Source organism: Nocardia yamanashiensis NBRC 100130 (assembly GCF_001613325.1).
GTDB lineage: Bacteria > Actinomycetota > Actinomycetes > Mycobacteriales > Mycobacteriaceae > Nocardia > Nocardia yamanashiensis.
In genome coordinates, this window is record NZ_BDCD01000043.1 from 51744 (window position 1) to 69666 (window position 17923).

The 17923-nt window shown below is 69.1% G+C and carries 2 protein-coding genes; both read left to right on the forward strand.

The window, feature by feature from the left end; all coding sequences use genetic code 11:
• Nucleotides 1–72 precede the first annotated feature (72 nt).
• Nucleotides 73–16911: a non-ribosomal peptide synthetase gene (locus tag NY1_RS37390; RefSeq protein WP_084536087.1), complete on the forward strand. Its 16839-nt coding sequence runs from the start codon at nucleotides 73–75 to the stop codon at nucleotides 16909–16911.
• A gap of 92 nt (nucleotides 16912–17003) precedes the next feature.
• Nucleotides 17004–17855, forward strand: a complete 852-nt coding sequence (locus NY1_RS37395; protein WP_067722044.1) for a hypothetical protein — start codon at nucleotides 17004–17006, stop codon at nucleotides 17853–17855.
• Nucleotides 17856–17923 lie beyond the last annotated feature (68 nt).

Genomic DNA, 17923 nt, shown 5'->3' on the forward strand with positions numbered 1-17923 from the left:
TCTCGTCCCAGCGGCCGTCCGCGAAACCGAACGCACTGGTGACAATCGTTTGCTCAATCCTCGAGGAGACCAATGCAGTCGGGTCGTCGGGCCGCTAATTCCAGACGACGGCCGGGAGCCGCACGACTGTGGCAGATCCTGACTCGCGCGGTGACCGCCGCGCCCGACGCGGTGGCCATCCGCTACAACCCCACCGGCAAGCCCGCCGATCAGCGCACGCTCACCTACCGCGAAGTAGACGAGGGGTCCTCGCGGTTGGCGCATGAACTGCTGGCACGCGGCGCGGGACCGGGAACGGTGGTAGCCGTCGGGATCGCGCGCTCGGCGGAATCGGTGCTGGCCTTGTGGGCGGTCGCGAAATCGGGAGCCGCCTTCCTGCCGATCGACCCGAGCCATCCCGCCGACCGCATCGCCTACCAGCTCGCGGATTCTCAGGCACGGCTGGGCATTACGGTGGCCGCCGGCAGCGAAGCGCTCGGGGGCTCGCTGGACTGGCTGGTCATCGATGATCCCGCAGTACGGGAACAGCTTGCCGGCAGGCCCGCGCACACGCCGTCCTACCTCGACCGTTCCGCCCCGCTCGCTGCGGCCCATCCGGCGTACATCATCTACACCTCAGGTTCCACCGGCCTGCCGAAGGGCGTTGTCGTCACGCATGCCGGCATCGACCAGATGGTCACGCTGGGGCGCGAGGAATACCAGGTCACAGCGCCCGCCCGGGTGGCCCACAACATCAACCCGAGTTTCGACTTCGCCTTGGAGGAAATACTTTTCACCTTCGCCGCCGGGGCGACCCTGGTGGTGGCTCCCGCCGGAGTGCGCAGCGGACCTGAACTGACCGAACTACTGCGTCGCGAGAGCGTCACCCATCTGCTGGGCACGCCAGGACTTCTGAGCACCCTGGATCCCGCCGCGCTGCCCGAGCTGCGAGTGGTCGTCACCGGGGCGGACAAACTCGGACCCGAACTCGTCACGCGCTGGACGCGACCAGGGCGCGCACTGTTCCACTCCTACGGCCCGACCGAGGCGACAGTCGTGGTCACCAGCGGCGCAGTCGAACCGGACGCCCCGATCACCATTGGCTCGATCATCCCGGGCATGGCCGGATACGTCCTGGACGCGAGCCTGCGCCTGTGCCCGCACGGAGTGGCCGGCGAACTGTACCTGGCCGGAGCCGGCCTGGCGGAAAGCTATCTGCGGCGCCCCGGCCTGACCGCCGGGCGGTTCGTGGCCAATCCGTTCCGACCCGGCGAGCGGATGTACCGCACCGGCGACCTGGTGCGCCAGCGCGTCGACGGCGCGCTGGAGTTCCTGGGCCGCACCGATTCCCAGGTGAAGGTGCGCGGCTATCGGATCGAACTCGGGGAGGTCGACGCCGCGCTGGCTGGGCACCCCGATCTGGACACCGCGATCACCGTGGGCGTCACGCTGCCCTCGGGCTCGACGGGGCTGGCGTCCTACCTGCTGCCCGCTCCCGGGCGCACCCTCGACACCGCACAGGTGCTCACGCACGCCCGGCGCATCCTGCCCGACCACATGGTGCCCGCCACCGTGCAGGTGCTCGACGCGCTCCCGTTGACCGCCAACGGCAAGATCGATCGGACGGCGCTGCCCGCGCCGATCTTCGCGACCATCGAGTCCCGCGCCCCCCGCGACGGGATGGAGGCCCGGCTGGCGGCGTTGTTCGCCGAGGTTCTCGGGCTCGAGCGGGTCGGGGTGGACGACTCGTTCTTCGCGCTCGGCGGCGACAGCATCGTGTCCATCCAGCTGGTATCACGCGCCCGCAGTGCCGGCATCGACGTGTCGGTGCAAGAGGTGTTCGAGCATCGCAGCGTCGCGCGCCTGGCCGAGATCGCCCGCGCCGCCGCGGCGAATCCCGTTCCGGCACTGGACGAACTGCCCGGCGGCGGCATCGGCGAACTCCCGCCGACACCGGTGCTGGCCGCACAGCTGGAACGCGGTGTCCACGCCTTCACCCAGAGCATGGTGCTGGCGCTGCCCGCCGGCATCGACCGGGTGGGCCTGCACCGCACCCTGTCCGCCGTCCTGGCCCACCACGACATGCTGCGGGCGGCGGTCCGCTACACCGACGCCGGCTGGCGTGTCGAGGTCGTCGAGCACGGACCCGAGATCGACGACCTGATCGGTGAATGGAAGGTCCCGGTCGCGACCACACCGGCTCTGATGGACCGGATCACCGCCACCGCCTCGGCCGCCACCGCCGCCATGGTGGATCCGATCGACGGGCGGATGATCGCGTTCGGCTGGCTGCGCCGGCCCGAAGCCGGGGATCTGCTGCTGATCGTCGCCCACCATTTCGCGATCGACGGTGTCTCCTGGCGCATTCTGATCCCGGACCTGATGGCGGCCTGGGCGGCACACGTCGGCAATCGCCCGGTCGTGCTGCCGCCCGTGGGCACTTCGTTCCGCCGCTGGGCTCACGGATTGTCCGCCGCCGCAACCGATTCGGGCCGGCAGCGGGAATTGGATCACTGGCGGCGGGTGCTCGCGACACCGGATCCGCTGCTGGGCGCGCGTCCGCTCGATCCGGACCACGACCGCACCGCGACCGCCCGGCGCTTCAGCATCGAAGTGCCCGTCGAAATCACAGAACCACTCCTGACCGCCCTGCCGGCGTTGTATCGCACGAGCGCCCCCGACGGGCTGCTGGCAGCCCTGGCCGTGGCGGTCCGGGCCTGGCGCGCGCGCCGCGGCATCGAGGCTCCGGTGACCCGGCTACGGCTGGAAGGCCACGGGCGCGAACAGGACACGGTGCCGGGAGCCGACCTGACCCGGACCGTCGGCTGGTTCACCACCGTCTACCCCGTAGCGCTCGACCTGACCGGCGTCGACACCGCCGTTCAACAGCCGGAAACCGCTGCCGCACTCCTGAAGTCGGTGAAGGAACAACTGCTCGCGGTGCCCGCGAAAGGCATCGGGTTCGGACTGCTGCGCCATCTCAACCCCGCCACCGCCACCGAGCTCGACGCACCCCTCGCCCAGATCGGCTTCAACTATCTGGGCCGGGTCGCGTCGGCCGCGCTGACCGGCGGCAGCGTGGAAACGAGCTGGCTGCCCACCGACGAGGTCATCGAACTGGCCCCTGATCAGGATCCGGCCATGCCCTTGGACCTGGTGCTCGACATCAACGCGATCGTCACCGACACCGCGGCCGGACCACGGCTGGGCGCCACCTTCCAATACGCCACCGGAGTGCTCGGCGAGCCGGAAGCCCGTGAGCTGGCGCAGGATTGGCTCGCCGCCCTGACCGCACTGGCCGAACACCTCACCGATCCGGCTGCAGGCGGCCTGACACCGTCCGACGTCCCGCTGGTGCGAGTGTCGCAGGCCGAACTGGATGGCTGGCGGCACACCTATCCCAGTGTGGCGGAGGTGCTTCCGCTCTCACCGCTGCAAGCCGGTCTGTTGTTCCATCTGCGACTGTCCGACGGCGCACCGGACACGTACGTCACCCAGTTCGCGCTGCGTCTGTCCGGCGTTGTCGATCACGACCGGTTGCGGCGTGCCGCGCAGGCGCTCGTACGCCGTCATGCCGTTCTGCGCACGGTTTTCGCCGCCACCACCGACGGGTCGCCGGTGGCGCTGGTGCTCGACGACGTCGCGGTGCCGTGGCGAGTGCTCGAAGCCGTCCCGGATGCCGAGGTCGACGCCCTACTGGCCGCCGATCAGCGCGCGGGTTTCGACCCCGCAGTCCCGCCGATGCTGCGATTCACCGTGTACCACACCGAATCCGGGCAGACGCGGCTGGTGCTGACCACCCACCACCTGCTGTTCGACGGCTGGTCCTCCCCCCTGCTGGTGAAGGATCTGCTGGTTCTCTACGCCACCGGCGGCGACGCCTCCGCGCTGCCCGCTCCCCGCCCGTACCGCGGCTATCTGCACTGGCTCGCCCGCCGCGACCACGCCGTCTCGGCGGATACCTGGCGTGCGGCCCTGGCCGGAGCCGAACCGACAGCGCTGGTCCCGGTGTTGCCGCCCGCCGCCGCGACCGACCACGAAATCGGCTCGCACGTCCTGGAATTGGACGCCGCGCACACCGCGGGAGTGACCTCCTTCGCCGCGGCCACCGGCGTCACCGTCAACACGATCGTGCAGACCGCCTGGGCCCTGGTCCTGGCCGGATCACTCGATCGCACCGATGTGGTGTTCGGCGCGGTGGTCTCCGGACGACCGCCGCAGCTCGACGGCGTCGAGGACATCGTCGGGCTCTTCGCCGGCACCATCCCGGTGCGCGTGCGATTCTCACCCGCCGACTCCGCGCGGGATGTGCTGCGCCGCTTGCAGACCGAGCAGACCGCCCTGCTCGAACACCACTATCTGGGACTGGGCGAGATCCAGTCGGCGGCCGGGGCCGGCGAGCTGTTCGACACCCTGCTCGCGTTCGAGTCGTATCCGATCGACGCCGAAGGGCTGCGTGCGGCCGGCGGCGCGCTGGACGGCCTGCTCGTCGACGGCGTCGGATCGGTGTCCAACAGCCACTACGCGGTGTCGGTGGTAGTAGAACTGGAAACCGAACTGCGCGTGCGGATCTTCCATCACCGCGCCGCCGTGGACGACGCCACCGCAGCCGCCCTCGGGCAACGGCTGGTGCGAATGATCGACCGGTTGCACACCACACCCGACTCCTCCGTGGGTGCACTACACCTGCTCGACGACGACGAATACCGGACGCTGACCCGCATCAGCGGCCCCGCCCCCACCCTGCCGGGCATGCTGCTACCCGAGCTGTTCACCCACGGGCTGCGTTCGGGGCGGGACCGCGTCGCGGTACGGGCCGCGGGCTACTCGATCACCTACGGCGACCTCGACGACCATTCCTCCCGCCTGGCCCGGCTCCTGATCGAGCGTGGAGCCGGTCCGGAAACCGTTGTCGCCCTGGCGCTGCGGCGCGGCTACGACATGGTCGCCGCAGTGTGGGCGGTCGCCAAGACCGGCGCCGCCTTCCTCCCGATCGACCCCACCCATCCGGCCGACCGAATCCGCCACATGATCACCGACTCGGGCGCCGTCACGGGCGTTTCGCTCGAGGGCTTCGCCGCCGGGCTGTCCGGCGAGGTGCGTTGGCTGTGCCTGGACGACCCGGATACCCGTGCCGAACTCGCCCGGCGCTCGCCCGCGCCGATCGGTGACGCCGAGCGTCGGCGGCCGCTGCGCCCGGAACACCCCGCCTATCTCATCTACACCTCGGGGTCGACGGGCCTGCCCAAGGGCGTGCTGGTCACGCACACCGGGCTGGCGAACCTGACCGGAACCGGCGTGGACCTGCTGGGTATCGAACCCGCGCACCGCTTCCTGCACGTGTGCTCCCCCAGCTTCGATCAGTCGATCGAGGAATGGCTCTACACCTTCTATTCCGGTGCGACCCTGGTGATCGCCGATCCGGACCTGCTCGGCGGCGAGCCGCTGCACGAATTGCTGCGCACCGAACGCGTCACCCACATCATGATCACCCCGCCCATGCTGGGCACCGTGGACCCCGCCGGACTGGACGAGCTCGCGGTCGTCGCCACCGGCGGCGACGCCGCGACCGCCGGCCTGCTCGCCGCCTGGCAGCCCGGCCGCCGCTACATCAACAGCTATGGCCCGACCGAGACGACCATCAGCGCGTCCTTCGCCGAACTGGAAGCCGGGCAGCCCATGACGCTCGGCGGCCCGACGGCGAGCATGCGGGCGCTGGTGCTCGACACCCGGCTGCAGCCCACTCCGCCCGGCATCGCGGGCGAACTGTATCTGGCCGGTCCTGCGCTGGCGCGCGGATACCACGCCCGGACGGCGCTGACGGCCCAGCGGTTCGTGGCCCATCCATGGGGCGCGCCCGGGGAGCGGATGTACCGCACCGGAGATCTGGTGCGCTGGGTCGATCCGGCGGGCACGGACACCGGACCGGCGCTGGAGTACCTGGGCCGCACCGACTTCCAGGTCAAGATCCGCGGCTTCCGGATCGAACTCGGCGAGATCGACGCCGTGCTGACCACCCACGAGCGGGTCGCCGCGGCCGTCACCGTCGGACGGGAAACACCCTCCGGGACAACCACACTCGTCTCCTACCTGGTGGCCGCCGGCGCACGGCCGGAGCCGCGCGAGCTGCGCGCGCGGCTCACCGCCGCCCTGCCGGCCCATATGGTCCCCGCCCACTTCGTGATTCTCGACGAATTGCCGCTGACCGCCACCGGCAAACTCGACCGGCGGGCGCTGCCCGCACCGGACTTCCAGCCCCGCGCCCACCGCCCGCCCGCGACCGCGACCGAAGCGGCCGTCGCGGAGATCTTCGCCGAGGTCCTCGGCGTCGCTGCGGTCGGCTCGGACGACGACTTCTTCACCCTCGGCGGCAATTCCCTGTCGGCGCTGCGCGTGGTGACCCGGCTCGCCGAATCGCTGGGACCCGGGATCGGCGTCCGCGACCTGTTCGAGGCAGCCACCGTCGCCGAGCTGGCGGCGCGCGCCGGACACCGAACCACGACCGGCACGCCCGCACTGACAGCGGTCGAACGGCCCGACATCATCCCGCTGTCCTTGGCACAGCAACGCATGTGGGTCCTCAACCAGCTCGACCCGGACAGCACGCAGTACAACATGCCGCTGGCCATCCGGCTCTCGGGCCGAATGGACGTACCTGCATTGCGCCTCGCGGTGGCCGACGTGCTGCAACGCCACGAAGCCCTGCGCACCCGCTATCCCGTCGCCGCGGGACAGCCGCCTCGGCAGGAGATCCGCACCGTCGCACAGGTGCTGCCCGACGGACTGCCCGTACTGACCGCCGCCGACATCACCGCGCAGATCACCGCCCTCGTCACCGAGGGATTCGATGTGACCGCACAGCCGCCCGTGCGGCTGGCGCTGCTCACCGATCATGCCGACGAGCATGTGCTCGTCGTTGTCGCACACCACATCTCGGCCGACGGTATGTCGATGGCTCCGCTGGCCCGCGACCTGGTCACCGCTTACCTCGCCCGCAGCGCCGGCAGCGTGCCGCACTGGACCCCGCTGCCGGTCCAGTACGCCGACTATGCGCTGTGGCAGCGCACGGTGGTCGGCACGCCGGAGGATCCCGAGTCGACCGCCGCCCGCCAATTGGCCTACTGGCGTGCACAACTCGACGGCGTCACCGGCGCGGCCACCTTGCCCACCGATCGGCCGCGCTCGGCCCGGCCCAGCCCGCACGGGAAGTCCATCGGATTCCTGGTGCCCACCGCGGTGCATCGAAGCTTGGACACGATGGCCCGCGAACAGCATTCGAGCCTGTTCATGGTGGTGCACGCCGCCTTGGCGGTGCTGCTCGCCCGGCTGTCCGGCGGCACCGACATCGCTATCGGCACCCCGATCGCCGGGCGCGGCGCCCGCGCGCTCGACGATCTGGTCGGCATGTTCGTCAACACCCTCACCCTGCGCACCACGGTGACGCCCGCCGCGACGTTCCAGCAGGTGCTAGCCGCCGCCCGGGAAACGGATCTGGCCGCGTTCGCGCACGCCGACGTCCCCTTCGATCAGGTCGTGGACGCGGTGACCCCGGCCCGCTCCGGCGCCGATCCGCTGTTCCAGGTGGCACTCTCGTTCGAGAACGCCGATCCGGCCGAGCTGGAGCTGCCCGGCCTGCGCGCCGAACTGGTCGACGTCGGCGAAGCACCCGCGAAATTCGAGCTGACGGTACTGGTCGAACCGTTGACCGGAACCGACGGCGACACCGGCGACCTCGCTATCACCTTCACCTACGCCACCGAACTGTTCGACGAGGCGACCGTGCGCGGATTCGGCCGCCGCTTCGAACGCGTCCTGACCGCCGTCGCCGCCGACGCCACGGCTGTGGTCGGTGACATCGACATCCTCGACCCCGCCGAACAGCAGATCCGCACCGTCGACAGGGTGGCCCCGGCCGTCGCGCCCGCGCCGCTGTGGACGCTGCCGTTGCTGATCGATGCGGCGGTGGAGGCCAACCCGGACGGCACGGCACTGGTCCTCGCCGACGCCGAGACCACCCTGGCCGAGCTCGAATACCTCGAACTCGACGAGGCGTCCAACCGGTTGGCCCGGCTGCTCATCGCACGCGGCATCGGACCCGAAGACGTGGTGGCACTGGCGATTCCGCGTTCGGTCGAATCGGTGCTCGCGGTCTGGGCCGTCGCCAAGACCGGCGCCGCGTTCGTACCGGTCGACCCGCGCTACCCGCGGGAGCGCATCGACTACACCGTCACCGACGCCGGCGCGATCCTGGGCTTGACTGTGGACGCCATCGAGGCCGACCTCCCCGGCGCCGTCGAATGGTTGCCGATCTCCGCCGCCGCGCTCACCGCGGACTCGGAGAACCTTTCGGCGGAACCGATCACCGACGCCGACCGCGTACGCCCGCTGCGCGCCGACCACGCCGCCTGGGTGATCTACACCTCCGGTTCCACCGGGCGCCCCAAAGGCGTGGTCGTGAACCAGGCCGGAGTATCGAATTACGCTGCCGGACAGCGAGAAGTACTGCACGGCGCCGCCACACCACGAGTGCTGCGTTTCGCCTCACCGTCGTTCGACATGTCGATGGCCGAAACGCTGCTGGCGCTCACCGGCGCCGGCACCCTGGTCGTCGCCGCGCCGACCGTGTTCGGCGGCGCCGAACTGGCCGAACTGCTGCGCCGCGAACGGGTCACGCACGCGATCATGACCCCCTCCACGCTGTTGTCGGTGGACCCCGAGGGCCTGGACCGGCTGCGGGTGGTGTGCGTCGCCGGAGAAGCCTGCCCACCGGAACTGGCCCGGCGCTGGGTTACTCCGATCGCGGGCCGCCGCACCCGCCGACTCGTCAACGGTTACGGCCCGACAGAGGCCACCGTCGCCAACACCTTCGTGGCGCTCACCCCCGGCGAACCGGTCACCATCGGGACGCCCCTGCCGGGCGTGCACGCCTACGTGCTCGATGCGCGTTTGGCGCCCGTACCCGCCGGAGTGGCCGGCGAACTCTACCTGGCAGGCGTCCAAGTCGCGCGCGGTTACCTCGGCCGGCCGGGGCTCACCGCAGACCGTTTCCCCGCTGATCCGTTCGGACTGCCCGGAGCACGGATGTACCGCACCGGGGACCTGGTCCGGCGAACACTGTCAGGGCAGCTGGAATACCTGGGCCGCAACGACTTCCAGGCGAAGATCAGGGGCTTCAGAATCGAGCTCGGCGAGATCGACGCGATCCTGGCGGCCCACGACAATGTGGACTTCGCCGTCACGATCGTCCACGAGACCACCGCGGGCGCGGTTTTGCTGGCCGCCTACGTCCATCCCACCGGGGATGCAGAGGTCGACGTCGAAGAGCTTCGTACCGCCGTCGCACGGCAACTGCCCGCGCACATGGTGCCCACCACCATCACCGTTCTCGACACCATCCCGGTGACCCCGGCCGGCAAACTCGACCGGGCGGCACTGCCCGCTCCGACACTGCGGACCATCGAATTCCGCACTCCCACAGGCGAGCTGGAGCAGTTGGTGGCCACGGTGTACGCCGAAGTGCTGGGCGTCACGGACCCGATCGGAGCCGACGACGACTTCTTCATCCGCGGCGGAAACTCGCTGCTGGCCACCCAGGCCGCCGCACAACTGGGCGCGTCGATCGGCGCGCGCATCCCCGCGCGCCTGTTCTTTGACGACGCCACCGTTGCCGGACTGGCTGCCGCCCTCGAACCGCTACGCGGACAAGGCGATCGGCCCGCACTCACCGCACGCCCACGCCCGGAACACATCCCGCTCTCGCCGGCACAGCGGCGTATGTGGTTCCTCAACCAGTTCGACACCACCGCCACCGCCTACAACGTGCCGATCGCCATCCGGCTCACCGGCACCCTGGATATTTCCGCGCTCCAGGCCGCTATCGGCGATGTCATGGCCCGGCACGAGGTCCTGCGCACCATCTACCCGCAGAGTGCCGCCGGACCGGTGCAGGTGATTCTGCCGCCCGAGTCGTACCCCGCCGCGCTCGAACAGCGCACCGTACTCCCCGCCGATACCCCAGCGGCGCTCACGGCCTTCCTATCGACAACGTTCGACGTGACCACGCAAGTCCCATTGCGGATCGCGCTGTTCGGATCGGCCGGCTCGACCGAGCATGTCCTCGCCGTGGTCGTGCATCACATCGCTGCCGACGGCGCTTCGCTCGGACCGCTGACCCGCGACCTGGTCACCGCCTACGCCGCCCGCACCGCCGGCTCGCTGCCGGACTGGACTCCCCTCCCGGTGCAATACGCCGACTACACGCTGTGGCAGCACCAGATCCTCGGATCGGAAACCGATCCGGAATCCCTTGCCCACCAGCAGATCACCTACTGGCGCCAAGCCCTGGCGGGCCTGCCCGATCAACTGGACCTGCCAACCGACCGCCCCCGCCCGGCGATCCAATCATTCGCGGGCGGACAGGTTCCCGTACGCATCGACGCGGCGACCCACCACGCGCTGCGAGAACTGGCGCGCATTCACCACGCGACGCTGTTCACGGTGGTTCACACCGCTTTGGCGGTGCTGCTGTCACGGCTGTCCGGCAGTACCGACATCGCGATCGGCACCCCCGCCGCGGGCCGCGACCACCCCGAACTCGACAACCTGATCGGCATGTTCGTCAACACCCTGGTCTTCCGCACCCGCGTCGACCCCGGCGAACCATTCGACCAGCTGCTGGCCCGGCAGATCGACGACGACATCGCGGCCCTCGCGCACGCCGACATCCCCTTCGAACGGCTGGTCGACCTGCTGGCACCGGAGCGCTCCACGGCCCGGCATCCGCTGTTCCAAGTCGGGCTCTCGTTCCAGAACCTCGCCCCGGCCCGGCTCGAGCTGCCCGAACTGGCGGTCGCCGCACTGGATCTCGACTTCGCGCAATCCCAATTCGATCTGCACTGGATCATCGCCGACGACTACGACCCGACCGGCACGGCACAGGGCATCACGGGCGTTGTCACCTACGCCGCCGACCTGTTCGACGCGGACACCGTGACCACCATCGCCGAGCGCTTCCAGCGACTGCTGCGCGCAATCGCCGCCGAGCCAGGCCGCGAAATCGGCACGGTGGAAATACTCGAACCCCGGGAGCGGCAGACGCTGCTGGTGGATGCGAACGCCACCGCGCACCCGGTGCCCGGCCCCGACACGCTGCCCGGCCTGCTCGCCGCGACGATGACGGCCACGCCGGACGCGGTGGCGCTGATCGGTGCCGACGGCAGATCGATCAGGTACGCCGAACTCGGCGCACGAGTGAATCGACTCGCCCGGCAATTGATTGCGATGGACGTGGGCCCCGAACGGCGCGTGGTGCTGGCCCTGCGGCGGTCGGTGGACCTGGTGGTCGCCATGTACGCGGTCGCGGTCGCGGGCGGCGCGTACGTGCCGATCGACCCCGACCAGCCCGCAACACGCACCGCCCATATCCTCGATATCGCCGCACCGGTCTGCGTCCTCACCGATACCGACACCGGATTCACCACCGACCTGGCGCCGCTCGTGCACCTGGACCGGCTGAACCTGGATTTCCTCGATGCCGGACCGATCAGCGACGCGGAACGCCGAACGCCCCTGCGCAGCGCGCACACCGCTTACGTCATCTTCACCTCCGGATCGACCGGCCGACCCAAGGGTGTGGCCGTCCACCACGCCGCTGTTGTCAACCAATTGGTTTGGAAGAGAACAGCATTCGACTTGGGTTCGGATGATGTCACCTTGTTGAAGACCGCCGCGACTTTCGACCTGTCGGTGTGGGAATTCTGGTCGGCCGCCACCGCGGGCGCACGGCTGGTGCTGTCCGGGCCTGACGACCACCGCGACCCTGCCAGGTTGCTCGCACTGATGTCCCGCGAACGGGTGACCACCCTACACACCGTGCCCGCTATGTTGACCGCGCTGGTGACCGAAGCCGAAGGGACGCTGCCGGATTCGCTGCGCCGGGTACTGTCCATCGGCGAGGCATTGCCAGCGGAACTGGCGCAACGGTTCCGCGCCGCCAATCCGGGCGTCGAACTACACAACCTCTACGGTCCGACCGAAGCCGCGGTGTCGATCACTGCGCATCGAGTGACCGATACCGACGTCACCTCGGTGCCGATCGGTACACCGCAATGGAATTGCCGAGTCTATGTACTCGACGACCGCCTGCGCCCGGTACTGCCCGGCGTGGTGGGCGAGTTGTATCTGGCTGGGGCGCAACTGGCGCGCGGCTATCTCGGTCGTGCCGGACTGACCGCCGACCGGTTCGTCGCCAACCCCTACGAGCCGTCCGCCCGGATGTATCGCACCGGTGATCTGGTGGCACGCAACCGATCCGGAGCGCTGGAATATCGTGGCCGCAGCGATTTCCAGGTGAAGCTACGCGGGTTCCGGATCGAGCCCGGCGAGATCGAAACCGCCCTGCGGAGCCTGCCGGGCGTCGCACAGGCCGTCGTAACCGTCCACAGCGATCCGATCACCGCCGCCGACAGACTCGTCGCCTACCTGGTGGCCGCACCTGGCACCACGCTCGCAGCCGATACGGTCCGGCCGGCGCTGGCCGCCAAAGTGCCGTCCTACATGATGCCCGCGGCATTCACGATGCTGACGGAACTGCCGGCGACAGCGCACGGCAAACTGGATCGAAACGCGTTGCCACGACCGGAGTTCCAGCGCACCGCCTTCCGCGACCCGGTCACCGCGTCCGAACAGCTGCTGGCCGCAATCTTCACCGAGGTGCTGGGCGCGCACCCGATCGGCGCCGACGACGACTTCTTCGGACTCGGCGGCGACTCCATCGGATCGATCCGGCTGGTGTCACTGGCCGCCGCGCGCGGGCTGCTCTTCACCGCGGGCGATGTCTTCGAGCACCGCTCCGTGGCGGGACTGGCCCGAGTGGCCGCCGTGGTGGATCCACGTGCGAGACAACAAGAGCTGGAATCCGACGACGACCTCGACCTCGTAACGGTCGATGACGCCGACATGACCCAATGGCGTGAGATCTATCCGGGACTGTCGCAGGTGCTGCCCGTGACACCGCTGCAAGCCGGGATGCTGTTCCTCAGCGACGCTTCCGGGGTGGTGGCCGACGACTACGTTCTGCAACTGTCGGTGGAACTGTCCGGCCGTCTGGACGCCGATCGATTGCGGCACGCGGCATCGGCGGTGCTGAACCGCCACGAGGCGTTGCGTGCGGCGTTCGTCCGCACCGTCGACGGCACCCCGCTGCAAGTGATCGCGGAAACCGTCGCGCTGCCCTGGCAGGAGTTCACCGAGATCGCGGACGCCGACCTGCCCGCTCTGCTCGCCGCCGACCGTGCCGGGCGCTTCGACCCCGCGACGCCGCCGCTCCTGCGATTCACCGTGTACCGCACCGAATCCGGACGTATCCACCTGGTGCTCTGCGCCCATCATCTAGTGCTCGACGGCTGGTCGATTCCGCTCCTCATGCGAGAACTGCTGATCGGCTACAGCGTGCATGGCGAACTGCCGGGGTTGCCCGCCGCGCCCGAACTGCGTGCCTACCATCGGTGGCTCGCGCGCCGGGATCGCACTGTGGGCGAGGCGATCTGGCGGTCGGCGCTCGACGGTGCCGAGCCGACCCGGCTCGCCTCGAGCCTCATACGGCCCGATCAGCCGGGGAGCGGGTTCGACGAGCATGGATTCGAGCTCTCACCCGCCGAGACCGCGGCGTTGCACGACTTGTGCGCGGCCGTCAGGATCACCCCGAACACTCTCATCCAAGCCGTGTGGGGTCTACTGCTAGCGGGCTACACCGATCGGCGCGACGTCATTTTCGGCGCCGTTGTCTCAGGTCGTCCCCCGCAGGTGTCCGCCATCGGCGACATGGTCGGCATGTTCGTCAACACCATCCCCGTGCGGGTACGCTTCGATCCGGACTGGAGCGTGCGCACGCTGTTGGGCCGCTTGCAGAACGAACAGGGCGCGCTGGTCGACCACCAGTATTTGGGCCTGGCCGATATCCGGCACGGCAACGGCCTCGGCGAATTGTTCGACACCATCGTGGCTTTCGAGTCCTACCCCGTCGATCTGGACTCGTTCCGGCAATCGCAGGCGATCCTGAACGAACTGTCGGTGGTGGACATCGACGGCGTCAACTTCAGTCACTATCCGGTCGCCGTCATCGCCGAACTCGACACCTCGCTGCGTATGCGAGTGCAAGGCCGCCGCGACAGTCTGCCCGCCGGCTTCGCCGCCGAGCTGACCGGACGCCTGCACTCGCTGCTGACCCGCGTACTACGCGAACCGGACCTGCCGGTGGCCCGTGCACACCTGCTCCACCCGGCCGAACACGATCAACTCACCCACATGTCCGGGCCCGCCGCCGAATCGACCACGCTGCTACCGGAACTGCTCACCCGCGGGCTGCGGCACGGCGCCGAACGCCTGGCCATCCGCTGCGCCGGCCGTTCGCGGACCTACGGAGAGCTCGACGGTGCTTCCTCACAGCTGGCCCGGGTGTTGATCGAACGCGGGGTGGGGCCGGAGACGCTGGTCGCCATTGCGCTGCCGCGCTCCTACGAACTGCTGGTGGCGGTCCTGGCCGTCGCCAAAGCGGGTGGGGCATACCTGCCCGTCGACATCACCTATCCGGCGGATCGTATCGCCTACATGGTGACCGATTCCTGTGTGGCGCTCGGTATCACCGACACCGCCGGTCTCGGCGCCTTACCCGGCACGGTGACCTGGATCGCGACCGACTCTGCGGAACTGCTCGACGCGTGCGCGGCCTCCGCCGCGACACCGGTCACCAACCGCGAGCGCCGCACACCACTGCGCGCGGACCATCCCGCCTATCTGATCTACACCTCGGGATCGACCGGCCTGCCCAAGGGTGTTCTCGTCACCCACGCCGGACTCGAGCCGCTGGTGCGCGATTGCGTGGAGCGCCTGCCGGTGCAGCCCTCGCACCGTGTGCTGCACGGCTTCTCCCCCAGCTTCGACCCCTCGGTCCTGGAATGGCTGACCGCGCTGTCCGCCGGGGCGACCCTGATCATCGCCCCGCCCACCGTGATCGGCGGCACCGACCTGTACAAACTGCTCCACAGCGAGCGGGTCACCCACGCGATCTTCACCCCCGGCGTTCTGGCCACCCTCGAACCCGACGGCCTCGACGACCTGATCATGGTAGCCACCGGAGGCGACACGCTGACCGCCGAACTACTCGCCGAGTGGCAACCCGGCAAGCGTTGCATCAACTACTACGGCCCCACCGAGGCCACCATCCTCGCCACCAGCCACGAAGTGCCCACCGGCCACCGGCCTACCCTGGGCACACCCATCACGGGAATGACCGCACTGGTCCTGGATTCTCGCCTGAACCCGGTGCCGCCAGGGGTGACCGGCGAACTGTATCTGGCCGGTCCCGGACTGGCCCGGGGCTACCACAATCGAACCGCACTGACCGCAGACCGATTCGTCGCCACGCCCTGGGGGCCGCCCGGCGCCCGCATGTACCGCACCGGCGACCTGGCACGGTGGATACCAGCGCAGACCACAGATGATGTCGCCCAACCGAGTCCGAGGTGGGAACTGGAACACCTGGGCCGCCGCGATTTCCAGGTCAAGATCAACGGACTTCGGATCGAGCTCGGCGAGATCGACGCGGTGCTCGGAGCCCGGCCGGAAGTCTCGTTCGTGACGACCCTGGCCCGCGAAACCGCCACCGGGGCACAGATTCTGGTCTCCTACCTGCTGCCCGCGGCGAACCATGTCACGGATCCGCGCACCCTCCTCGACCACGCGGCACGGCACCTGCCCGCCCCTCTGGTGCCCGCGGCCATCATCGTCCTCGACGACCTGCCGCTGACAGCGACCGGCAAGATCGACCGCACGGCACTGCCCGCCCCGATCGTCGAGGAACGCGAATACCGCGCTCCTGCCACCGAATTGGAGGAGATGATCTGTGCGGCCTTCGCCGCCGAACTCGGCGTGGAACGCATCGGCATGGACGACGATCTCTTCGCGCTCGGCGGCACCTCGCTGTCGGCCGCGGCACTCACCAACCGCCTGAGCATTGTCGCCGACACCCACGTGCCGGTGGTCTGGGTAATGACCACACCGACCCCCGCCGGCATCGCAGCCCGGCTGACCACCGCCGACCCCGCAGACGCGGTGACCGAGGCGCGGTTCGACACTGAACTGGAACCGCTGCTACTCCTGCACCCCGGCCGACCGGATTCCATTGCGCCACCGCTGTTCTGCATCCACCCGATCAGCGGCCTGGCATGGTCCTACGCCGGTCTCGGCGTCCAACTCGCCTCCGGCGCCCCAGTCTACGGATTGCAGTCGCCTGCCCTCACCGGCCGTCCGGTCCCGGATTCCATCGAAGAATGGGCCCGGCACTACGTCACCGAAATCCGCTCGATACAACCCCACGGCCCCTACCACCTGCTGGGCTGGTCCCTCGGCGGCCAGCTCGCGCACGCCATCGCGATCCAACTGCAAAACGCGGGCGAACAAGTCGCCCTCCTGGCCATGATGGACAGCTACCTGCACTCTCGTCTGCCGAGGCACCGGCGCCCGAGCCGGCCTACCCTCACCGACGTACTGAACGAACTCCGTGGCGATTCCGCCCCCTATCACGGCAACCTGGACCTCGATCACTTCATCCGCCACCCCGAACTCCTCCCCCACCCCCTGTCCGCATTCGACTCGGACCGCCTCCGGACCGTCCTGCACTCCGCACTCCGGTCAGCCACCATCGCCCTGACCTATCGTCCCCGCCGCCGATTCCACGGCGACGTAGTGTATTTCGCGGCCAGAAACGGCATCGATCAAACGGGCGCGCACAGCTGGTCGACAGCGATAGACGGCACCATCGCCGTACACCCATTGCCCGCCTCGCACTGGCAAATGACCTCCCCCGCAGCGCTGACACGAATCGCGGCAACGCTGGAGAATTTCCCAGAACCCGGCAACCAGCACCGTGAATGACTGGCAGCCGCTACTGGGAATAACAGCGGGACAACCATTTTCGACGGTTCGGCATACTTGCCTGCGGGAGGTGCCGGATGAGTGCTGCGAACGTGGGCGTCGTGCTGACCAAAGCGTGCGGCAAGCTCGCGACCGCGGTCGGCACGGAGGCGCGCGGGCTGGCGGGATGGTTCACCAAATACAGGGGCGTCATCGTAGCGGGCGGGCGTGGACACAAGCTGCTCGATGGCGAACACGCCACCTCGATCCGATTCGCCGGCCACCAAGTAACCAGCACACCGCTGATCGCGTCCGACCACGGGCTGACCGCCGATCAGCACGGCAAGGTGTTCGGGGTCTTCTATCCCTCGGGGCTGGCCAACGGCCGACCCGAGGAATGGCGGCTCGCCGAATGGGCGCGAATGCCAGAGCGGCTGGCCGACAAACACGTCGTCCCGGTTCGCCGTATCACTCCCACGGACGGCACCTCACCCCACTGGGAACCGGCCGGACCGCCGGAGCCCGCCCCCTGGGCCCACGACGCGCCCGAAGGAGTGATCTACGTTGTCGCACCGGCGAATCCCGAAGGAGGCTTCTACCTCGACGTCAACACCCCCGGCGGCGCGAAAACCGCCAAAGTCGACGCGCCGACACTCGCATCCCACACGCTGCGGGACGAGAACTTCCGCGCCGCCCGCACCGCCCTACCCGACAGCCCGATAGTCCTGCTCTCCGGCGGATCCCGCTCTGACGGTGAACAATTCGCCGCCGCCCTCCATCGATCGGGAGTGCAACACGACATCTACGTCCCCAACAGGAGAGCGGTCGCGATACTCGACGAGCACAAATCGACAGGCGGGAACGAATATCAATCGGCAGCAGAGATCGGCCTGGAGGCGCTACCAGGACGCTCTCTCGCGAGCGCAGTCGACCTCTACCGGGCACCGGCCGTTCTACCGGACTGATCCAAACCGGTTCGCCGCGATGCGACGAGTTTCCGACTTGTGTTAAAGGAGCCTGACGGACGCCTGCA